21 protein-coding genes are annotated in these 20,795 nt (G+C 40.5%); 9 read left to right on the forward strand and 12 right to left on the reverse strand.

Annotated elements, in window-relative coordinates:
* The first annotated feature begins 121 nt into the window (after positions 1 to 121).
* The 7 genes from CQA63_RS07380 to CQA63_RS07410 all read left to right on the forward strand — a co-directional run bounded on the left by CQA63_RS07380 (position 122) and on the right by CQA63_RS07410 (position 7,187).
* Positions 122 to 997, forward strand: a complete 876-nt coding sequence (locus tag CQA63_RS07380) for a hypothetical protein (protein WP_104700511.1) — start codon at positions 122 to 124, stop codon at positions 995 to 997.
* On the forward strand, positions 997 to 1,677 hold the full coding sequence (locus CQA63_RS07385) for a C39 family peptidase (RefSeq protein WP_104700512.1): 681 nt from the start codon (positions 997 to 999) through the stop codon (positions 1,675 to 1,677). Before CQA63_RS07380 ends, CQA63_RS07385 begins: the two co-directional genes overlap by 1 nt.
* Positions 1,649 to 1,867 (forward strand): hypothetical protein, encoded by a 219-nt coding sequence (locus tag CQA63_RS07390; protein WP_104700513.1) that lies wholly within the window; start codon positions 1,649 to 1,651, stop codon positions 1,865 to 1,867. The genes CQA63_RS07385 and CQA63_RS07390 overlap by 29 nt, the downstream gene beginning before the upstream one ends.
* Positions 1,868 to 1,954: 87 nt before the next feature.
* On the forward strand, positions 1,955 to 2,875 hold the full coding sequence (locus tag CQA63_RS07395; RefSeq protein ID WP_104700514.1) for a hypothetical protein: 921 nt from the start codon (positions 1,955 to 1,957) through the stop codon (positions 2,873 to 2,875).
* Positions 2,876 to 2,933: 58 nt separating this feature from the next.
* On the forward strand, positions 2,934 to 4,118 hold the full coding sequence (fliK, locus tag CQA63_RS07400) for a flagellar hook-length control protein FliK (protein ID WP_104700515.1): 1,185 nt from the start codon (positions 2,934 to 2,936) through the stop codon (positions 4,116 to 4,118).
* Between the two features lie 13 nt (positions 4,119 to 4,131).
* Positions 4,132 to 4,953 (forward strand): flagellar hook assembly protein FlgD, encoded by an 822-nt coding sequence (gene flgD, locus CQA63_RS07405; protein ID WP_104700516.1) that lies wholly within the window; start codon positions 4,132 to 4,134, stop codon positions 4,951 to 4,953.
* Positions 4,950 to 7,187 carry a flagellar hook-basal body complex protein gene (locus CQA63_RS07410; protein ID WP_104700517.1) on the forward strand — a complete coding sequence of 746 codons (2,238 nt, stop codon included), beginning with the start codon at positions 4,950 to 4,952 and terminating at the stop codon, positions 7,185 to 7,187. The genes flgD and CQA63_RS07410 overlap by 4 nt, the downstream gene beginning before the upstream one ends.
* A gap of 270 nt (positions 7,188 to 7,457) precedes the next feature.
* Here CQA63_RS07410 and CQA63_RS07415 read toward each other — a convergent pair whose 3' ends face one another.
* Entirely contained in the window at positions 7,458 to 7,694 is a 237-nt protein-coding gene (locus CQA63_RS07415; protein ID WP_147288754.1) for a hypothetical protein, read from the reverse strand.
* 340 nt (positions 7,695 to 8,034) lie between these two features.
* Between CQA63_RS07415 and CQA63_RS07420 the strand changes: the two genes are divergently transcribed.
* On the forward strand, positions 8,035 to 8,607 hold the full coding sequence (locus CQA63_RS07420) for a phosphatase PAP2 family protein (protein ID WP_158655512.1): 573 nt from the start codon (positions 8,035 to 8,037) through the stop codon (positions 8,605 to 8,607).
* A gap of 36 nt (positions 8,608 to 8,643) precedes the next feature.
* Here CQA63_RS07420 and CQA63_RS07425 read toward each other — a convergent pair whose 3' ends face one another.
* The 8 genes from CQA63_RS07425 to CQA63_RS09890 form a co-directional block, all read right to left on the reverse strand.
* Positions 8,644 to 8,916 (reverse strand): hypothetical protein, encoded by a 273-nt coding sequence (locus tag CQA63_RS07425; protein WP_104700519.1) that lies wholly within the window; start codon positions 8,914 to 8,916, stop codon positions 8,644 to 8,646.
* Between the two features lie 78 nt (positions 8,917 to 8,994).
* Positions 8,995 to 9,684, reverse strand: a complete 690-nt coding sequence (locus CQA63_RS07430; RefSeq protein ID WP_104700520.1) for a hypothetical protein — start codon at positions 9,682 to 9,684, stop codon at positions 8,995 to 8,997.
* A 29-nt stretch (positions 9,685 to 9,713) separates the two neighbouring features.
* Positions 9,714 to 9,995 carry a hypothetical protein gene (locus CQA63_RS07435; protein WP_104700521.1) on the reverse strand — a complete coding sequence of 94 codons (282 nt, stop codon included), beginning with the start codon at positions 9,993 to 9,995 and terminating at the stop codon, positions 9,714 to 9,716.
* A gap of 522 nt (positions 9,996 to 10,517) precedes the next feature.
* Positions 10,518 to 11,858: a class II 3-deoxy-7-phosphoheptulonate synthase gene (locus CQA63_RS07440; RefSeq protein ID WP_104700522.1), complete on the reverse strand. Its 1,341-nt coding sequence runs from the start codon at positions 11,856 to 11,858 to the stop codon at positions 10,518 to 10,520.
* A 68-nt stretch (positions 11,859 to 11,926) separates the two neighbouring features.
* On the reverse strand, positions 11,927 to 12,676 hold the full coding sequence (locus CQA63_RS07445) for an SDR family NAD(P)-dependent oxidoreductase (RefSeq protein ID WP_104700523.1): 750 nt from the start codon (positions 12,674 to 12,676) through the stop codon (positions 11,927 to 11,929).
* Positions 12,673 to 13,599 carry a S1-like domain-containing RNA-binding protein gene (locus CQA63_RS07450; RefSeq protein ID WP_104700524.1) on the reverse strand — a complete coding sequence of 309 codons (927 nt, stop codon included), beginning with the start codon at positions 13,597 to 13,599 and terminating at the stop codon, positions 12,673 to 12,675. The genes CQA63_RS07445 and CQA63_RS07450 overlap by 4 nt, the downstream gene beginning before the upstream one ends.
* A 6-nt stretch (positions 13,600 to 13,605) precedes the next feature.
* Positions 13,606 to 14,250, reverse strand: a complete 645-nt coding sequence (locus CQA63_RS07455; protein WP_104700525.1) for a DUF305 domain-containing protein — start codon at positions 14,248 to 14,250, stop codon at positions 13,606 to 13,608.
* A 202-nt stretch (positions 14,251 to 14,452) separates the two neighbouring features.
* Complete coding sequence (locus CQA63_RS09890; protein WP_170128388.1) at positions 14,453 to 14,629, reverse strand: hypothetical protein; 177 nt, start codon at positions 14,627 to 14,629, stop codon at positions 14,453 to 14,455.
* A gap of 3 nt (positions 14,630 to 14,632) precedes the next feature.
* On the opposite strand from CQA63_RS09890, the gene CQA63_RS07460 reads away from it, so the two are divergent.
* On the forward strand, positions 14,633 to 14,887 hold the full coding sequence (locus tag CQA63_RS07460; RefSeq protein WP_147288755.1) for a hypothetical protein: 255 nt from the start codon (positions 14,633 to 14,635) through the stop codon (positions 14,885 to 14,887).
* Between the two features lie 393 nt (positions 14,888 to 15,280).
* On the opposite strand, the gene CQA63_RS07465 is transcribed toward CQA63_RS07460, so the two are convergent.
* From CQA63_RS07465 to CQA63_RS07475, 3 genes are read right to left on the reverse strand one after another with little or no spacing between them, the layout of a single operon-like run.
* Positions 15,281 to 18,346: an efflux RND transporter permease subunit gene (locus CQA63_RS07465; RefSeq protein WP_104699932.1), complete on the reverse strand. Its 3,066-nt coding sequence runs from the start codon at positions 18,344 to 18,346 to the stop codon at positions 15,281 to 15,283.
* On the reverse strand, positions 18,346 to 19,389 hold the full coding sequence (locus CQA63_RS07470) for an efflux RND transporter periplasmic adaptor subunit (protein ID WP_483401379.1): 1,044 nt from the start codon (positions 19,387 to 19,389) through the stop codon (positions 18,346 to 18,348). The genes CQA63_RS07465 and CQA63_RS07470 overlap by 1 nt, the downstream gene beginning before the upstream one ends.
* A gap of 38 nt (positions 19,390 to 19,427) precedes the next feature.
* Complete coding sequence (locus CQA63_RS07475; RefSeq protein WP_104699930.1) at positions 19,428 to 20,732, reverse strand: TolC family protein; 1,305 nt, start codon at positions 20,730 to 20,732, stop codon at positions 19,428 to 19,430.
* Positions 20,733 to 20,795: the final 63 nt, after the last annotated feature.

The following is a 20,795-nucleotide window of genomic DNA, read 5'->3' on the forward strand; positions in this document are numbered from 1 at the left end:
GTTTAAGGGTTAATCATTGCCTCTATCTCACATTTTGGGGCGGTAGTATGATACTACTTAGGATAAATTAGATGTTATATAATCTTCTGCAGAAGAGTAAGTAGGAGGGTAAGGAGGGGAGATGAGGTTTCGCATTTTATGTATTCTTGCTCTGCCTTTTATGCTTTTTGCAAAGCCGGTGAGCGTTGATGAAATTCTCACAAACGATAAACAATTCAAACTCATAGGGTCATTTTCTTATCTCAATCTCTTACGTAAAAGCCAATCTTTGCAAACTATTCCCGTGCAAAATCACGATAATTCTTTTATTCATATCCCTTTTTATGGGTATGAGCATGTCAATCAAGACTATTTGACTTTCTCTCTTAATGCGCGTTATGGCATACATAAAAGGGTAGAGATTTTCACAACCTTATATAGCTTTTATCAACACAGCCATCTTGAAAGCAATGGGAGCTTTTCTACCCAAAGTAATGGCGATATAAGCTCGCTTAATCTTGGATTATTAATTGAAGCAAAAAAGGAGGGCAAAACCCCTGCGATTTTACTTGGTATAGGAAGTGATATTGCAGAAAAAGTGTATTTCCCTAATATGCAGAAAAGTTGGCAATATGCCAAGGGGTACTCGCTCTATGCCCTTAGCTTTTATACCATAGAGCCTATTGTGCTCCTCCTGCAGGCAAACCTCGGGCTAAATCTTGCAAAAAGGCATAACAATATCAGTATGGATTTAGGCGAAGTCTTTGTGCTTAGCCCCATGCTTTATTTTGCTATCAATCCTTATATATCACTTAATTTTGGCGTGAGATACCAATATCAAAGTAGAGACAAGCTTAATCAGCAAGTCATTTCACACAATGCCTCATCTGTGGGCTATGTCTTTGGTTTGGCGTATGAGCTTAAAAATAAGCTTATTCTTTTTATGGATACAGAGCGCTTTGATACGCAGACATATTCGAGTAATACAATCACTCTCTCGCTTTCATATAGAATCTAATGCGTTATTTATATCTTTTGGGCTTGTGCTTTGGTTTATGCTTTAGCGATATACATATGTATAATGCCCCTTTTTTGGCACGCCTTCCTCTCGCATCTTGGGCGGATTTGCGAGATGCAAATCTCACAAAGCAGCGCTATGACTATAGCTGTGGGAGTGCTTCTCTCTCTACAATTTTTACTTATTATTATGGGCAAAATATCAGCGAGAAGGATATTTTGGACTTTTTGTTGATTGCTAAAGGGATTGATACAAGCAAAAAAGAAGAGATAGAAACGAATTTAAGCCTAAGAGAGAGTGTGAGCTTTTCCTTTGCGGATTTGGCGTATTTTGCGCAAAGTAGGGGCTTTAGAGCTGTGGGAGTAGCGCTCGATCTCCCCTCGCTCTCGCAGCTAAAAACCCCTGTGATTATCTATGTAAATATCCGCGATATGGAGCATTTTAGCGTGTATAAGGGTATGGATTCTCACTTTGTGTATTTGGCTGACCCAAGCTTTGGGAATATCAAAGTAAGCATTGCAAAATTTTTAGAGATGTTTTATCAAAGAGAAGACTTGACTCACCCGGGTAAGATTCTCGCTATTCTCCCTGAGGGGGAGGACATACCGATTAATCAAGCATTTTTGCACATAGAGCCAAATAGCCTTACTTATGAAGCTATTAAGCAAAGATTGCGTTAGTAAGCCACGCTTTATAGCCTTTGAATTTAGAGGGCAGAGGGTAGGCAAACTCTATCAATCACCAGCAACTCCTTATTTTTGTCATATTTTAGGGCTTTATGCGCGAAGAATCTCCCTTATCCACCAAAGACTCCAATCGAGATTCTTTACCCTAAAAGCTTGTTGGCTCACAAAGTGGCAGATTCTTTAATGATTTATCAAACATTCTTTACACTTTGGCTATTTAGGGAATATATTTTGCTTAGAACTCTAGTATATATTATTTAAGGAGTATATTATGCTTGATTCTGCACAAAATGCCATTTTAAATAAAACAAACACTTCTCCTAGTCTCAAACGTCCTCATTCTCCCTCAAATGAAGTCAATACATTGGAGGAAAAATTTAGCGATCTTTTTGCAAAAGCGGCTCAAAATAATAAATCCCTTAAAGATGAAAAAGCCTTGCAAATACAAGGAGCGAGTAAAGCCCCAAAAGCACTTAAAGACGATAAAATAACCAAAGAAGAACTAAAGCTTAAAGCCACTCCAGATACTCCACACCCCCAAGATTCCAAAATGGCTAAAACACCATCCAAAGCCCCCGCATCGCAACTTGCTGGATTTGATTTCAAAGATAGCAAGGGGGAAGATTCTAAAATAGGCTTGCAGGAGAAAATAGCCAAAACTTCAAAAGAGCCTAAAGCAGAGGAGGCTAACCCGCTTATTGAAGCCCTAAGCTCACCTCTTCATACCAAAGCCACTAAAACAGAGCCAGAGAATAAGCCAGAAAGCAAAAGCCATCTTAGCAATGCCCCTAAAACACAACTCCATCAAGCCTCACAACAAAGCCAACACATAGAGGCAAAGCCTAGCCCCATTACTGCGCCAAAGTCTGCAAGCTCTGCAAGGTCTGATGATAGTCAAACTCCTAAAACATTAGCAGATGTGCAAGCAATTGCAAGTGCTAAGGGATTAAATCCAAGTAATATTACTCTCACACAAGAAGAAGCCCAAGCCCCCGCCGCTCCAAAGGTAAAAAGCATTCCCCTTTCTGCAAAGGAGACCATTTCGTATGAATATGAAAATAATGTTGATAGAATCGCGATTGTCAAACGAGGGGTAAAAAAGCCTAGCAATATCACAAGTAAAATTTCAAATGAATATCCCTCAAAAAAGCCTGATGGCAGCCCTACATCTCCGCTAAAGGATACACCCTAGCTTAGCCAAAGCAGGGGAGATAGAGCCAAAGGTAAATCAAAGCCTACTTAAAGAGGCTTTGAATACTTCGCCAAAGGCAGATACGAATTTAGCTTTTAAAGAATCTTTACTCCCTGCAGATGCAATAGCACCCGAAGTGAAAGCATCTCCAAAGAAGCAAAAAGCAAAGTCAAAAAAGACAAAGCCCAAAGCAGAGGAGAGTATGCCCGCACAAGCCAAACGCAACACACAAGGTGTGCAAAATCCACAAAATCCACAAAAAAGCACAAAAGAAGTACTACAACCCCCCAAAGATCAAGTGATAAAAGAAGTGATAAAAGAGCAAAGTCTAGCAATGCCTATTATAGAAGATGAAAAAATGCAAAAAGAAGCGCAAAAAGAGCTCATAGAGGAAAATCTCCATAAAGAAGAGCTCCCCCAAGTTGCTACCTCTAAAGCTCCCAAAGCCCAAATGCCAAAGCCACAGCAAGGCTCAAATAGAGCTACAGAGACGCTAGCACAAAATCTCCTTGAACCTGCCAAAAATAAAAATAGCAACAAAGAGCAAAATCCAAATAAAAACCCTAAAAGCACCATCTCACAGGAGATTCAGTCAAAAAGTATGCCAACAGAGGAGGGGCATATAAAGTTTGAAGAGCTTCTTATGCCTAATGGGTATGAAGAGGAGGAGGGCTTTAAGGAAATGCTAAGTGTGAAAGAAAAGCATAGAGAGAAGCAAGAGATAGAAGAGCATAAAGCACAAAAAGCGCAAAAATCCTCACCGCAAAAGCAGCATACAGAGCTTATGCAGACAAAAGAGACTTCCCGCGCACAAGTGCTCTATAGGGCGGCTGTTGCAAGGGAGAATATGAGGTATTTTGCACAGACTTTACGCGAGGAGGTAGCAAACTACAAGCCACCTTTGACAAAATTATCTATGGAGCTTAATCCTAGCAATTTAGGCACTTTAGAGCTAACGATTACCAAAAAGGGGAAAGATTTGCATGTGCAGGTTGTCTCAAATGCTACGGCAATTGGATTATTTTTACAAAATCAGGCAGATTTTAAGAATCACCTTACACAAGTAGGCTTTGATAATGTGGATTTAAACTTTAGCACTAATGATAATGGGAGTGGCACAAAGGGCGATGAGCAAAATCCCAATCAAGGCAACCATACTGAAAAAAGGAATGAAAATAGCTTAGAAGATAGCAAAGAGAATGAAATGCACACAATGAATATCACTCTCCCCAAATATGCCTAAATAAGGAGATGAAATGGCAATTGATTTAGCAGAAGTTACAGGCAGTGCGGCAAAAATAGCCAAAGAGAAAGAAAAAGTGCGCAATATTAATGAGCTTGATAATGACGCATTTATGAGGCTTTTTTTAGAGCAGTTGAAAAATCAAGACCCCACAGCTCCTATGGAAACAGATAAAATCATCACCCAAACAGCCCAACTCACTCAAGTAGAAATGCAAGAGCAAAATAAAAAAACTATGGTAGAAGTCGCCGAAGCGATGAAAAGCACGCAAGAGACCAATAAGGAACTTAGAGACTTCCAAGAGCAAATGAAGCAATCCCTTGAAGCCCTCAATGCTGCTATGCAAGATAATGCAAAATCTAATATCCTAACTGCTCAGCTAAATGCTCTAAATACCGTTTCAATGATTGGCAAAGTCGCTGAAACAGATGTATTTGGCATTAATATTCAAAGAGGCAAGCCCTCGAAATTCTCTATTTATTTTGACCAAAAGATAGACCCAAGCAGGGGCGATCCTATGGTATATATTTTTGATAGTAATAACGAAATGATACGAAGTATCTCCCTCAAAGATAGGGCGAATCAAAGTGGATATTTGGAATTTGAATGGAATGGCTTAGATGACCAAGGCAAGCAAGTAGAAGAAGGCACTTACAATATCCGCGCAGAATATAACCTCGATGAGGAGACAAAGCAATATCACACCGCTCGCGTGGGAAGAGGGGAGGTAGAGAGTATTATTTTTGATAAAGGTTCGCCTATGCTAAGAATGGGGGATATGATTTTGCCTATTGAGAGCGCGATTGAATTTTACAATAAGGATCACAAGCTATGAATGGCACTTTAATCAACGCCTATAGCGGGATTAAAACACATCAATTTGGGCTAGATTCTATTTCTAATAATATCGCTAATGTCAATACCATTGGCTATAGAGAGAATATCCCGCAATTTGAAAGCCTCTTTAGCTCCCATTTAGATACCCTCAATTCAAGCTCGCCTATTAGTAATGATATGAATTATGGAGCAAATAAATCAAGCAATGCTATTTCCACGCGTAGTGGGAATTATAAGGCAAGCGATGGGGAGTTTAATATAGCTTATGAGGGCAAAGGCTGGTTTGTTGTAGGGGAGCAAAAGAGCGGTTCTTTTGAGATTAAAGATGATGGCTATGAGAAAAAGCAAAAAACCTACTTTACGCGTGATGGCTCATTTACGCGCGATGGGGAGGGCTATATTGTCAATAGCGGTGGTTATTATATGTATGGCATAGACTTAGGCAAGATAGAAAATGATGTCTTTAGCGCAAGTAAAGATGAAGATAAAGACTTTGCCGCACTCTCCTCTGGGGCGTTAAAGCCACTCCAAATCCCCCAAAATCTCTACTATCACCCTGTGCTGACTACGAAAGTTGATTTAAGTGCGAATTTAAACAAAAATGAGGGAGCTATATCTGTAAGTGCATTTTTTAAGGATAAAGATGACGTATTTGATATGCAACGTTTTATGGATACAGATATTAATGCCTTTGCTACTGATGATACCCCAATCAATGCCCCAAGCTATAATGAAGTGCGCCTAAGCCTTGAAAAAAATGGCAAAAAAGAAGTGCTTGTGTTTAAATATGGGCAAGGTGGGGAAGAAGCAGGGGAATTCCGCACCTTTAATGAGCTAAAAAAGCTCCTCCATGACAAGGCGGGATTAGATTTAGAAGTAAGCAGAAATGTTGAGAATAAGGTAGATCAAAAGGTAAGTCTAGAGCTGCGCAATAATTCTTATAAGAATCTCAATATCGAACTTGGCGGCAGCCTTTTTGATAAGCTAGGCTTTAAGGGTAAAAATGAATCTTTTAGTAGTGGAGCTAGCTTGAACTTTAGCCCCAATAAGGCGTATGAAAAAAATGCGATTGTAGAGTATAAAAATGTAGTGTTTATCCGCACAGGCGAGCAAGGGACAAGCCAAGACCCATTTAGCGATACAGAAAATTGGCGTATTTTGGATACGAGCGGGCTGAATGCTTGGAGTGAAGATGCCACATATTTAGAGGGGGACATTGTCTCCAGTGATGGTAAAATTTATAAAAGGACAGAGAGTGCGGGGAATAACCCCATTGATTCGGGGAATTGGGAAGAAATAGCTGATATGCAATTCTCCCTCCCGCCTGCTTATGATAAGGATAGCACTTATAATGTTGATGATATTGTCAATTATGAGGGCAAGCTCTATCGCAAGATTCTTGATAATGGCTCAAGTGACCCTAAGGTGGATAAGCTAGGCTGGCAGGAAATACATGGAGATAGCTTTTATAGTAGCTTTATCCAAATGCCTAGCTACCAAACCAATGTAGAAATTTATGATGAAAGTGGCAAAAAGTTTTTGATACAAAGTCGTTATTTTATGGTTTCTTCCGGGGATAGTCTCTCATCTCCCCCTAAGGGCGAACAATGGGAAGTGCATTCGGCTATATTTGACCAACAAGGGGAGATTATGATAAGCCCAGAATATGTGGTGCATAATATAGAATTTGATAGTAATGGCAAACCCAGTGCAGAGCCTGTGGAACTTGCCTTTGGTGATAAAAAAATAACCTATAACATCGCAGGGACAAATGAAGTGCCCAGCTCAAATTTAGTCTATAGGGATTCTGGCATAATCAGCAAAGAGCAAGATGGTATGAGTGAGGGGCATTTGAGAGATATACGAATTGATAAAGATGGCATTATATTTTTAGCTTTTGATAATGGTGCGTATGAGCCTATGGGGCGCGTTGGCGTAGCGGCTTTTGTGAATGATCAGGGCTTAAAAAAAGTGGGGGGGAATCTCTTTGAAATGACAGAAATGGTTGTCAATGGGGATAGTAGCACTATAAGCGGGCGACCGATTTTAGGCTGGGATGGCAAGGCACTTAAATTTGGCTCTATACTCTATAAATACCTTGAGACAAGTAATGTCGATGTGGGTAATGCGCTTACGGAGTTGATCGTTATGCAAAGGGGGTATTCGATGAATGCTAAGGCTTTCACCACAGGCGATGATTTAGTCAAAGAAGCCCTAAATTTGAAACGTTAAGTTTTAGTATGCGCATTTTGCTTGGATAAATGAGATTCTTTGCTATATTTGTGTGCTTGTTAGATGGCAAATTCATTTCTTTTGTAGGGTAGTTTTCCCTTACGGGTAGCGAAGTTTGTCGCCTTTTGCAGGGCTTTTAGCGCGAAGAGTCTCTAGTGGAATTACCAGCGACTCCGTTAGTTTGTCATTCTGAGGGAGCGTAGCGACCGAAGAATCTCTCTTATCTACTAAAGACTCCTTAACAGAATCGCTAGAAAGGCAGTTACTTTGTCATGTCTTGCGGGCTTTATGCCCGAAGAATTCACAAAACGAATCACTAGTCGCCCACAGAGATTCTTCGGTCGGGCTCTGCCCTCCCTCAGAATGACAAACTAACTTCCCTTGTGAGGTAATTTTGTCTTGCGGATTGGACTCATTGTCATTCTGAACCCCTGCAAGGGGTGAAGAATCTCTTTTAGCGACTAGTGATTCCTTTAGAGATTCTTCGCTTCGCACTAGACATGACAATAGGGCAGATTTTCTAGCGATTCCTTTGAAAAGTCTTTAGCAGATAAGAGAGATTCTTCGCCTCCGCTTGCGCCCTCTCTCGTGATGACAACGGGATAGAATCTGCTAGAAATCCAAGTAGAGATTCTTGCTTAGGCTCACGCCACCCAAAGAGGTGGCAAAGCTACCTTTGTAGAGCAGCCCAGCCTTTTACAAAGCCTCAATATAGGCTACAAATAAGGCTTTAAAGTATCAAAAACGTTGCCATATCTTGGATGGCAATAGCCAAGCAAATATTCTCATAACATAAAGATATTTTATGCAAGCTTTATATACAATCCTTGCTCCAAAGGAGAAGCGTATGAAGCAAATGTATATGATATTTCTAAGCTGTATATGCCTTACACAGGGCTTTTCTCAAAAGAGGGGAGGATTTGAAATCTATGGTGATGTTATGCAGGTTTTGCCTCTAGCGATGATGGCATATAGCTATAGCTTAGGAGATATGCAGGGTGTGAGATGGCAGGCTATCGCTGCTGGCACAACACTTGCAAGCTCACATATCATCAAGCAAAGCTTTGTAGTGCTTGCGCAAAGGAGCGAATCTCAAGCAAGAATTTCACAACGTCCAAATAATGGCAGATTTGATGGCTTTCCCTCTGGGCATACCTCTTGGGCGTTTAGCTCTGTGGGCTTTGCACTCAAGCGATATGGCTGGAAAGTAGCCTTGCCTGTGGGTATCCTTGCTACTTCTGTGGGCGTGAGTAGAATCCACGCTCAAAAACACACAACCTTGCAAGTGTTAAGTGGAGCGGCTTTGGGGTTTGGTATTTCGTATTTTTTAAGCCCTGCTTGGGTGAAAAATATATCTTTGTGGGTTGATTTTAGGGAAGGGAAATATACGTATTGTATGGCATATAGAGGGAATTTTTAGAAGTGATGGAGAGCCTTGCACTATGGCAAGGCTAGATTATATGGCTCTCCATGGTCTTGGGTGTTTGTTATTGAAAGGCATCTTCTTTGCAAGAAATGTAGCAAACTTGACTAAAAGCCCCTCTCCTTGTGTTTCTTTCATCTCTTTTTCTGTAAGAATCTTCACATTCACATCGCTTGATTTAAAAAGCATTTGCATATCTGCTTGAGATAAGCTTGCTTGATAAGCTGATGTAGGTTTGCTAGATTCCGCTCCTAGTGAAAGACTTGCCCCCAAAGCAAGTATAAAAACAAATAATATCTTTTTCATAAAACTCCTTTAGTGTTATATTTGTGAATTATGTTATGCACTATAGCAAGAGCATGCGCTATAGGCACGCTCTTTTAGCTAAAATTGAAGTCCTACTTCTAATTGCATTAATACATGTTCTGTCTTTGGGCGATTAAAGTCAGGGGTATTAAGCTTTGACTCCGCAAGTGAATAGTACTTCCCTCTTGCATTGATAAAATACGCTACCTTAGGTGAAAGCTCATATGTATAGCCAACCCTTGCATCAATAGCATAGCTGAAGTCATTAATGCCTGAGCGAGTTTTATCAAGATAGTGATAACTATGAAATACATAGTGATAGCCCACTCCATATTCGTAAGTAACTTTATTGCCCTTGATGAAAGTATGGAGGTCTAAGCCTATGAGATGTGCCCCTGTTTCAAAGTCTCTATTGACATTCCCATAGAGCCAATCCCAAGAATACACTACGCTAAGAAAAGTGCTAGGAGACTCCCCAAATGGGTTAAATCCTACTTTGAGGTGGTAGTTCCCAAGTCCAAACTTCTCACTCTTGCTTCCCTCTAAGCTGCTTTTAACCCTACCATAGTGTATATCAAACCCTGTAGAAAATAACACACGTCCCATAATTTCTCTAGCATTAATGGTAACATACCCTGCACCACCTGTGATTTTCTCTTCTCCTTGAGATTCATAGAAGCTATATGTCCCACCTATACCTATGCGATAGTCCATGCTAAAGCTAGAAATACCAGAAAATAACAATGCAGCAGCAAGTAATTTTTTCATCTCTACCCTCCTTACATTAAGCACCTAGATTACCATCTAAATACTTTTTTCCATAATCTATCTACGGCTTGATATGTCGCTATACCAGCTCCAACTGCTATACCAATTGTAATCGGGTCAGCTTCTCCTTGTGTGTTTTTCATTTCTTCTTCTGATAAGACAATGGCATTTACATTAGATGTTTGAAACAATGCTTCCATATCTGCTTGAGATAGGCTTGTTACTTTAGAATCTTTTAAAGATTCTGCTCCTGAACAAAAATTTGCCCCTAAAAGTGAGGCAAGTACTAAAAAAACAAATGTCTTCTTCATAAAGACTCCTTTCAAGTAAAATTTTGTTACCAAAATAGTAACGCTTCTCAATTTATAAAATCTCTCTAAATATGTCAATAAAAATTGACTTATAAATTTTAACTTTTTACATTTTGTAGCATATAAGATATAGCATTTTCATAACTTTTTGTGAATTTTTAAGCATTGAAAAATGTGGGCAAATGTAAGTAAGGTAAGCAAATTGAGGGGGTTAGGTTGTTAGCACAAAGACTCGCAAAGTACAACTAAGAAATTTTGTCCTGTCTTTATCCTTTAGGGTAAAGAATCCCTAATCGCACTTTTTAATCATTCCAAGAGAGATTCTTCGTTTGCTATGCAGGCTTTAGAGATGATAATATGTCCAATATTTCTAGTAGAAATTCTTCACTTCGCTGAGGCTCCGCTCAGAATGACAAAAAATCCAGCATTTAAGTAAGGATTCTCCAGTCAGGCTTGCCTTCCCTTAGGGGTAGTTAAGTTTGTCGTGCTAAGCCCTTTATAAAAGGGGGATGGGGAGGGAGGTTAGCGATTTTGCTTAATCATATCTGCTATAAGAAAAGCCATTTCAATAGCTTGAGTTGCATTCAAGCGAGGGTCGCATTGTGTGTTGTACTTACATGCTAAGCCCTCTTCGGTAATGGCTTGTGAGCCGCCTACACACTCTGTTACATCTGCGCCTGTCATTTCTAAATGCACACCCCCTGCGTAGCTTCCACAGGCTTTGTGGATTTCAAAGAAGCTTTTCACTTCATCAAGCACATTATCAAACACACGCGTTTTGTAGCCATTATTTGCTTTAATGGTATTGCCATGCATGGGGTCGCAACTCCACACTATCTCACGTCCCTCTTTGTTGATAGATTCTAATAATGTAGGGAAATTGCTTTTAATTTTATCCGCTCCCATACGCACGATAAGATTAAGCCTGCCGCTTATATTGTCTGGGTTGAGAATATCACAAATGCCCATAATATCTGCCTTGCTTGCATTTGGTCCTATTTTTACACCTATGGGGTTTTTCACACCGCGTAAAAACTCTATATGTGCCTCATCAAGCCCTCTTGTACGCTCCCCAATCCATAGCATATGCGCAGAGCAGTCATACCACTCATTTGTTAGGGAGTCTTGCCTGCAGAGTTGCTCCTCATAGTTTAGCACAAGGGCTTCATGGGAAGTGTAAAACTCTGTTTCTTTTAAAGCGGGATGGTCTGGGTTAATGCCACAAGCCTTCATAAAGTCAAGCGCTTGAGTAATGCGCGAGGCAAGCTCTTCATACTTTTGCCCAAAGTCATTGTTTTTTACAAAACTGAGATTCCATTTATGCACCTGATTAAGGTCTGCAAAGCCACCTTGAGCAAATGCGCGCAAAAGATTCAGCGTAGCTGCACTTTGATGATAGGCTTGCAAAAGGCGCTTTGGGTCATGCACTCTTGCCTCAGGCGTAAAAGCCATATCATTAATCATATCTCCACGATAGCTTGGCAAGCTTATGTCGCCATTACTTTCCATATCGCTTGAGCGAGGTTTGGCAAATTGCCCGGCGATTCTGCCTACCTTGATTATAGGGCATGAAGCACCAAAAGTGAGAATCGCCCCCATTTGAATGATAACCTTAAATAAATCGCGGATATTAATAGCATTAAATTGTGAAAAGCTCTCCGCACAATCTCCCCCTTGTAATAAAAACGCCTCCCCTCTGCACGCTTGGGCTAGACGTTCTTGCAATGCTCGGGCTTCTCCCGCGAATACAAGTGGAGGGTATGATTTAAGCTGCTCTTCTACAGATTGTAAAAGGGCTTTGTCTTCATAAACGGGGTGCTGCTTGATAGGTTTATCGCGCCAAGTTTGTGTGTTCCACTGCATGAATGTCCTTTGAGTATAGTAATAAGATTTTACCACCTTTATGGAAAAATATGTTCAATATATATTTTTTATTTTTTCACTCTTTTATAGACATTTAAGGCGGCTGGAGCTTGCGTTGTCGGCATAATTTCAAGGGTATTGATATTTACATGTTTAGGCAGATTAGCCACCCAAAATACACTTTGGGCTATGTCTTCTGGCATTAATGGAGTGGTGTCTTTATAAACTTCATCTGCCTTTGTTTTATCTCCCTTAAAGCGCACAAGTGAAAACTCACTCCCCCCACATAATCCGGGCTCGATATTGCTAATGCGAATATTTTTATCATATAAATCTGCCCTAAGGTTTAAGCTAAATTGACGCACAAAGGCTTTGCTTGCCCCATATACATTACCGCCCGGGTAAGGGTAACTCCCCGCAATAGAGCCAATATTAATAATATGTCCTCCGCCTTGGGCTATCATTTTGGGTAAAAGCAAATGTGTAAGTTTAATAAGCCCTAAGATATTGACTTCTACCATTTCTTCCCAGTCAGCTATATTTGCACTATCTGCGCTACTTAGCCCTAAAGCCTTGCCGGCGTTGTTGATTAGCACATCAATGTTTTGATATGCTGGAGCTTCAAGGGCGGCTTGTATGGCTTGTGTATCTGTAATATCGCAAGCGATTATATGGCATTTTTTGCCTAGAATCTTTTGCAAGTCTTTTAGCTTCTCTTCTCTACGTGCTAAGAGAATCACCTCATGTGAATGCTGGGTAAAAACTCTAGCTATGGCTGCGCCTATGCCTGAAGATGCTCCTGTGATAAGTGCTTTCATACCTGCTCCTTGTGGTGTGTTGAGTGTTCAAGACGTCTAAATATGCCAAGCTCTTTGATAAAAGCGATTTTTTTCTCTCTCACAAGTTCGTTAAGAAGACGTTTGAAGAGCTTTTTACTGATATGAAATTGCTCAAAAATGGCTGTTGGTGAGGATGAGAAATCCAACGAGAGGGGCATAGATTCTAAAAGGGACTGCTTATGCTGGCTATGCATGGGGGCAAAAAGCGTGAGATTAAGTCCATCATTATGGTGATTATGTGAGTGGCTTTGCACATAAGCATTAATATATGTACCAATGTGTATATCTGCTCCTTGTGGAATTTGATGCTTAAAAAGCAAGCCATAGTAGTTATTTTCTACAACGCAGCCATAGCCAAGGGGTGTTTGCTCAAAAACAAATACCCTTAGTTTGCTATGCATAGCAAAGGCTTTGGCGGGGCGGAGAGTGGATTTGATATTTCTTTTAGCCATAAGGCGCCCTTGCTTGTCAAGCATAAGGCGCACGGCTAGCTTTTGGCGTAAGCGATAGTTTGTGGGAGTTTTTGATGGCATAAAAATATCTTTATCAATACCAAGGTCTAAAAAGCAACCAAATGCCGAATGCCCTACTACTTCAAGCACGGCAATATCCCCACACTGGGCTTTTGGAGTTTGCGTAGTGGCAATGGGTCTATCTTGTGAATCTGTATAGACAAATACCTCTAGCTCTTCTCCTAGTTTGCTTTGAGGCGGGAGGAATTTATTGGGTAAAAGCACTTCATATAATGGAGGTTGGTTATTTGCAAGCGCATTTTGAGCAAGTACATTTTGAGTATATCTTGCTACAAGGTAAGCCCCATGTGGGCTTAGGCGCGCGAGTAGGAGCTTTTGGACTTTGCCTATAAGGATAGGGCTTGGCTTGGTGGGGTTTGGCTTTTGCATAAAGTGTTATATGCTCTTAAGAAGCAGCTCTATGGCTTTTATTTCTTCTTCTTGTGTGTTAATAATATGCTCTGCGATAGATTTTATCTCTTCGTTTTGGGTGTATTGGAGGATTTGCTTTGAAGCCTCAATCGCCCCTTGATGATGAGGGATCATACTTAAGAGAAAATCATGATTTAGATGTTGTGTAAGGGTTATTTCACTCATGGCTTTCTCTGCAGATTCCATATTTACCTTTGCTTGGTTATTAAAAAGTGTTACTTCTTTGGGACTATAGAGCTTTTTTTGCTCTTTGAGTTTGGGCAGTAGCTCTTCATAGAGGGTGATTTCTGCTTTTTGTGTCTCAATAATCTTTTGTGCTAATGCGCGTACTTTTTGATTTTTAGAATGCTTGAGGAGAAACTCTGAAGCCTCAATCGCCCCTTGATGATGAGGGATCATATTAGATAAGAAGTTCAAATCAAGATTGTCCCCATCGACAAAGGCAGATTCTATCATTGGCTCATGCATAAGATTTATCATCTGCTCTGATGGCGTGGGAGAATGCGCTTGGAGTATTTGCTCATGGTGCTGCATAGTGTGTGCGGGTGTATCTATATCATCTGCTATGAGTGTGTGTGCCAAAAGTGCGCAAAGAAATAAGCGATACATGCAATCTCCTTATATGGGTGGTATTCGATTATAACTCAAAAATTTTTCGTATCTGTAAATAATGCGTTTATCTTTAGGCTTTAAGGGAAGAGGGGAGGGTAAGGTAAGGAATCTTATCTACTAAAGACTCCTTAAAGGATTTACTAGCGATTCTGTTATTTTGTCATGTCTATAGCGAAGCGAAGAATCTCTGCCCGAATCACTAGTCACCCACAGAGATTCTTCGGTCGCTACGCTCCCTCAGAATGACAATAGTGGCAGAGTTTCTAGCAATCCAAAAAGAGATTCTTCGGCTTTTGTAAAGCCTCAGAATGACAATGAATCCCAAACGTCTTTCAGCAGTGAGACACGCTCTCACTGCGATAAAATTAAATCGCACGAAGTGCCACCTCTTAAAGCGTCGTCGGGGGTGAGAAGTATATCTTCGAACGACATACAAAGTATGGCGGGGGGGATATATAAGGGGGAGGGAGCGACTTCGCAATTCAAGCCCCTCCCCCTTATAAAAAAAGAAAAAATGGAATCACCAGAAATTCTCCAAGTTTGTCATTCTGAGCGAAGCGAAGAATCTCTTAAAGAATCACTAGTCGTGCTTTTTGGTGTTTTTGAAAGCAATTCTTCGCAATGCTTGGAATGACGAAATGGCTGCCTTTCTAGTGATTCTTGCAGAGATTCTTCGCTTGATTCTCAAGCTCAGAATGACAAACTAACAACATTTACTAGAAATCCAAGTAGAGATGCTTCACAGAAAGCCCACAGCAATTCTTCACCCCTTGCAGGGGTTCAGAATGACAATAGTGGCAGAGTTTCTAGTGATTCTAACAGAGATTCTTCGCCTGTTTCACAGGCTCAGAATGACAACAAGTCCAATCCGCAAGATAAAATTACCTTACAAAGGAAATTAGTTTGGCATCACGAGGGAAGGCAACGCCTGACCGAAGAATTCACAAACGAGTCACTAGTCGCCAAGAGAGATTCTTCGGGCTTTTACAAAGCCTAAGATATGATAATTGGGGGAGTCTCTAGTAAATCACACTCCAAATCGTTTAACGACCATTCTAAAAAGTGGGGGGAGGATAAGAAGTGTGAGCATAGATGATGTTACAAGCCCGCCTAAAACTACGATAGCAAGGGGCTTTTGCACCTCGCTTCCTACGCCATGGGAGAGTAGCATAGGGATAAGCCCAAGTCCAGCGATAAATGCAGTCATAAGCACGGGGCGCAAACGTCGCTTTGCCCCAATCACAACGGTATCTTCAAGGCTATAGCCCTCTTTAAGGAGTTGCAAGAAATACCCAACCATAACCACCCCATTAAGCACCGCAATGCCAAAAAGTGTGATAAAGCCCACAGAAGCAGGCACAGATATATATTCTCCCGAGCAAAAGAGCGAGATAAGCCCCCCGGTAACTGCAAAGGGGATATTAAGCAAAATCAATAAAGAGAGCGGTATAGATTTAAATGTAAAGAAAAGGATAAAAAATATAGCAAGGATACTTAGCGGGATAACGGTTGAAAATCGTTTATTGGCACGTTGCTGATTTTCAAATTGCCCACCATAAGTGATAGAATATCCGCTAGGGAGCTTGATTTGCTCTGCAATCTTTTGCTTTGCTTCTTGCACGAATCCTCCTAAATCGCGCCCTATCACATTACTTCTTACAACGCTATATCGTTTGGATTGCTCCCTTTGTATTTGCACGGGACCATCGACTTCTTTAATTTGAGCCACAGAGCTAATGGGCACAGCATTACCATCTAAAGAGCTCATTTGCAGGCTTTTAAGCTTAGTAATATCACTAGCGATATTGGCATCTTGGCGAATGATAACGGGGATTCTCGCAAAGCCTTGTGCAAGATAGGTTACTATAATCCCCTCTAAACTTGAGCGCATAAATTTTGTAAATTCATCGCTTGATATGCCTGTATTTGCCATAACCGAACGTTGTGGGGTTACATAGAGGTAATTCACCCCCTTATTGAGGGTAGTGAAAACTTCAGCAGAGCCCTTGATACCTTTAAGTATATCTACGATTTGCTCACTTAAATTATTCAGCTCCTCTATTTCTAAGCCAAAAATTTTAATTGCTAAATCCCCGCGCACGCCTGTGAGCATTTCAGAGATTCTCATATCTATGGGTTGTACAAGTGCGATATTCATACCCTTAAATTCGCTTAGAACTTCACGGATATTATCTTCTATTTCTTGCATATTTTTTGCCTTCCATTGATCTTTGGGCTTAAATGATATAAAGGCATCACTTTGGTTTGGTCCTGCGGGGTCTAGCCCCACTTCATCAGCTCCTGTGCGCGTTACGACACTTTGAATCTCAGGTACTTTCTCTAAAAGCTCCTTTTGCATAAGGAGCATAACATCGCGGCTTTGCTCTAAGGAAATAGAGGGGCTAGATTCTATATTCAGTACGAGATTTCCCTCTTGCAATGTGGGCATAAATGCGCTTCCTATAAAAGGGAAGAGTGAAAAACTTGCGATTAAAAAACACACCGCCCCACAAAGGAGGAGTTTTGTCTTTGTTAGCGCAAACTCAAGCATAGGAGCATAGAGCTTATGAAAAAAGCGCGTTACTCTTGTTTCATGGTGTTGTGTGGCTTTTAACACAAGGGAGCTCACTACAGGGATAACACTCATAGAGAGCACAAGTGAGCCAAGCAAGGCAAAGACAATGGTTTGTGCAAGTGGGACAAAAAATTTGCCCTCCAAGCCCTCTAATGTAAGAATAGGCACAAAGAAAATGATAATAATTAAAATACCGCTAAAAACAGAAACAGAAATTTCCTTACACGCACGATAAATAGTGTGAAGTTTGGGGGCATTTTTTGCAAGGCTTAATTTCTCAAAGGCATTTTCAACCGTTACCACAGCAGAATCTACCAAGATTCCAACAGCAATGGCTAAGCCACCAAGGCTCATTAAATTTGCTGAAATGTCATAATAGCGCATCATCACAAAAGCTACAGCAATAGCAAGGGGTAAGATTACGCTTACAGCTACGGCTGCGCGGACATCTCCTAAAAATAAAAAGAGTAAAATCACAATAAGCACAATAGCTTCAGCAAGGGTTTTGATGACATTATTAACGGCTTTTTGTGTGAGCTCTGAGCGGTCATAGAATATGCGCATTTCTAAATTTGGCGGTAATTGTGCTTTGAGATCTTGCATTTTTGCTTTGATTTCTTTTATCACATCGCGTGAATTTGCTCCTTTGAGAGAGAGCACTAAAGCTTGTGTGGTCTCTCCCTTGCCATCAATGGTAGTAAGCCCAAGCCTCGTCATATGGCTTTCAATCACATCGCAAAAATTCCCTATGCGTATGTAGCCAAACTTTGTGATAATGGGGATATTTTTAATCTCTTGTATATTGCTCGCTCCTGTTTGTACTTTCACAAGGAAGCTCTCCCCCTCTCTTGATACCCTCCCTGCGCCATCATTTTTAAGATTAGCATCAAGGACTTCTTGCAAATCACTAATGGTAATGCCAAGTCTTGCCATATCATCAAAGTCTGGCACAATCGCAATCGCTTTAGCATATCCACCTAAGCGATTGACATCAGCTACGCCTTTAATATCGCGTAATGCCGGGCGAATGGTAAAATCAAGCAATTCGCGCTTTTGTGTCTCAGAGATAGAATCATCACTGCTCTCAAGGGTGAACATAAACATATCACTAAGTGGTGTAACAATCGGGGCTAATCCCCCGCTTACACCAGCGGGCAGGTCTCCTATGGTGGTGGAGAGCTTTTCATTGACCATATTGCGTGCAAGATAAATATCTGTGCCATCATTAAAGTCAATTGTAATATCAGCAATGCCATATTTTGAGAGGCTACGCAAGCTTTTTTGATTAGGTAAGCCTAATAATTCTAACTCTAAGGGGCGAACAACGCGATTTTCTACTTCTTCTGGTGCCATACCCGGGGCTTTGAGGATAATTTTTACTTGCGTGGAGGATACATCGGGGAAAGCATCAATAGGAATAGTAAGGAATGAATATGCCCCAAAGATAAAGAGCATAATCGCACTAAGGATAATAATCATACGTTGGCGCAGCGAAAATTCAATAATCTTAGCTAGCATTATTCTCTCCCTAATCCATCCATCATACCCTTAAGGCTAATGATATTGCCTGTGGCAATTTTGTTAGTATTTTTTAGTCCTTTAGGATTGATAACAAAGCTATTATCTCTCTCCTCAACCTTGTCAATTTTAGTCGGTATGAATCCTTTGGCACTTTGGACAAATATCAGATAGTCATTGCCATTTTTGATAACAGCCGAAGAGGGGATAAGTATCGTGCCTTGAGGCAAAAGCCCATCGATATAGACTTCTATCATTTCCCCCACTTTAAAATTCGTATTAGGGATACTTGCTGTGGCAAGGATAGTGTTTGAAACTTTATCAATCACTACAGATATACTCTCAATCTCACCGATTTTTTTCCCATGCTCATCAAATACCGGTGCGCCTTTTTGGATATTATGCGAGAGGTGCAGAGGGATTCTAATACGCCCAAGCAAGTTATTGCTTGTGTTATTGATGATTTGTGAGATTCTCACATATGGGGTAAAAGCCTCGATTTTTTCTCCACTTTGCTTAGGGGCTACTGAGAGAATCCCAGAGGCTTTTGCCACTATGGGGAATCCAGATTTACCTTGTGTGCCATTTTTAATAAAATTTGGGTCAATACCAAGTAAGTCAAGCTTTGATTGCACTTCATTGAGTTTAAGGCGCAATTCATTCATTGCTAAATAGCTTAGCTGATATTCGCGCCTTGATATAACGCCTGCTTTATAGAGGGATTTGTCTTTGGCTTCATTTTCACTTGCAATTTTTAATCGCTCTTGCGTGTTGGTGAGCTCAAAAAACAGCGCGCTTAATTCATTAGAGCTAATATCACAAATCAAATCTCCCTTTTTTACATATTCTCCCTCGCGTTTATAGACATGCACCACAATAGTCTCAAAGCTCGAACTCTGCGTACTTGAGCTTTTGTCATCAAAGTCAATAAGCGCATTAAAGGCTATGCCCTTAGTGTTAAAGGCTTGATTGAGAGGGATAATTTTAATGCCATTTTTGGCAATTTCATCTTGTGAGATGATGATTTCCTCAAAAGCAAACAAGGGGTATATAAAAAGAAAAGGGAGAAGGAAGTATTTTTTCATGATTTTGCCTTTGTGCTTGGAGTAGTGGGGAGATTAAGAATGGAGCTAAGTGTCTCCTCAAGTTTGGAGAGTGTTAAGATATAATCGCGTTTTGCTTGCGTGGTGGCAATCATCGCATCAAGATGATCATTTTTGACACTCAAATATTCAAATGCACTTGTTTTCCCCGCTTCATAGCCAATGCGAGAAATTTCACTTAACTCTGCACGATTATTTTCATTATCTTTTGCTAGGGCAATGGTTTGCTTTTGCATAGAGAGTTGCTCAAGATAAGATTTTGCATTCATAGATAAAGAATCTTTTAAAATCTCACCCTCGCGGATAGAGCCACTTTGTAAAGCAAGGTAGAGCGCCTTTTGATTACCATATTTGGTGGTAAGGGGGAGGGGTACTTTAAGCTTAAACATAATGCCATCACTTGATTCTGCCTTGACTATTCCCCCACCGATTTCAACATTATCAAAGCGGCTTTGAGAGGCGATTTGTGCGCTGTATTGGTAGTCTTTAATATCAAGGGCTATGATGTCAAGGTAGAGACTTTCATCTAAAAGTGATTCAAGTTTGGCATTATCAAAATGAAGATAGCTAAAGTCTAGCCCTTCAATTTCCACACTCCCCTCTGTGTCAATACCAAGTATTACTTTGAGGGCATTAAGGGTATTTGCTAACTCAGTATAAGAGGTCTTAAAAGCTACTTTGGTGGCTAAAAAATCACTTTTGAAAAACAGATATTGTGATTTGCTAATGCGCCCGGCTTCATACTGGGCTTGAGAGATTTTGAGCTGATTTTTGGCATTTTCATAGCGAGTGGCATAGATGTGATTTTGCTCATCTAAGACAAGATAATCTAAATAGAGCCTTTTTGCGCTAATAATGGCGAGACGTTTGCTTAGCTCATAAATCTTATCTTGTCTTAGAATCTTGTTTTGATAACTTCGTTTAAGCGTGTAACTCACCCAAGGCAAGCGTGGGGCAAGCATAAATAAAATAGTGCTCTCAAGCTCATTCCCCCCTTGTGGGGATTTGACTTGACTAAGCTCTGCGTCAAGATATGGGCTATTACTTGCGCGCATTGCCCTCCCCTCATAAAGTAGGCTCTTACCCATAGCACGAGTTTTGGCAAGATCTATGGAGTTAAGCTCTACTCGTTGTATGAATTCATCAATACTCATATGCTGTTGATTATTTGGGGTGTGGATATGAAATTCTTCTTCAAGTTTATTGAAGTCTATAAACTCAGAATCTCCATATATGGCATTTATACAAAGCATAAGGGCACAAATATATCTCCAATATCTCATTGCTAGTCCTTCTCTGGGCTATTATAAGGCATATTTTTTAATTGCAAAATAATTTCTCCTCTT

It is taken from the genome of Helicobacter marmotae, assembly GCF_003364255.1.
Classification (GTDB): domain Bacteria; phylum Campylobacterota; class Campylobacteria; order Campylobacterales; family Helicobacteraceae; genus Helicobacter_C; species Helicobacter_C marmotae.

Coding starts and splice junctions, on each gene's coding strand:
- CQA63_RS07410 (WP_104700517.1), top strand. CDS start 4,950: ATGAATGGCACTTTAATCAACGCCTATAGCGGGATTAAAACACATCAA.
- CQA63_RS07380 (WP_104700511.1), top strand. CDS start 122: ATGAGGTTTCGCATTTTATGTATTCTTGCTCTGCCTTTTATGCTTTTT.
- CQA63_RS07445 (WP_104700523.1), bottom strand. CDS start 12,676: ATGAAAGCACTTATCACAGGAGCATCTTCAGGCATAGGCGCAGCCATA.
- CQA63_RS07475 (WP_104699930.1), bottom strand. CDS start 20,732: ATGAGATATTGGAGATATATTTGTGCCCTTATGCTTTGTATAAATGCC.
- CQA63_RS07435 (WP_104700521.1), bottom strand. CDS start 9,995: ATGAAGAAGACATTTGTTTTTTTAGTACTTGCCTCACTTTTAGGGGCA.
- CQA63_RS07455 (WP_104700525.1), bottom strand. CDS start 14,250: ATGTATCGCTTATTTCTTTGCGCACTTTTGGCACACACACTCATAGCA.
- CQA63_RS07420 (WP_158655512.1), top strand. CDS start 8,035: ATGAAGCAAATGTATATGATATTTCTAAGCTGTATATGCCTTACACAG.
- flgD (WP_104700516.1), top strand. CDS start 4,132: ATGGCAATTGATTTAGCAGAAGTTACAGGCAGTGCGGCAAAAATAGCC.
- CQA63_RS07395 (WP_104700514.1), top strand. CDS start 1,955: ATGCTTGATTCTGCACAAAATGCCATTTTAAATAAAACAAACACTTCT.
- CQA63_RS07440 (WP_104700522.1), bottom strand. CDS start 11,858: ATGCAGTGGAACACACAAACTTGGCGCGATAAACCTATCAAGCAGCAC.
- CQA63_RS07425 (WP_104700519.1), bottom strand. CDS start 8,916: ATGAAAAAGATATTATTTGTTTTTATACTTGCTTTGGGGGCAAGTCTT.
- CQA63_RS07450 (WP_104700524.1), bottom strand. CDS start 13,599: ATGCAAAAGCCAAACCCCACCAAGCCAAGCCCTATCCTTATAGGCAAA.
- CQA63_RS07430 (WP_104700520.1), bottom strand. CDS start 9,684: ATGAAAAAATTACTTGCTGCTGCATTGTTATTTTCTGGTATTTCTAGC.
- CQA63_RS07385 (WP_104700512.1), top strand. CDS start 997: ATGCGTTATTTATATCTTTTGGGCTTGTGCTTTGGTTTATGCTTTAGC.
- CQA63_RS07465 (WP_104699932.1), bottom strand. CDS start 18,346: ATGCTAGCTAAGATTATTGAATTTTCGCTGCGCCAACGTATGATTATT.
- CQA63_RS07390 (WP_104700513.1), top strand. CDS start 1,649: ATGAAGCTATTAAGCAAAGATTGCGTTAGTAAGCCACGCTTTATAGCC.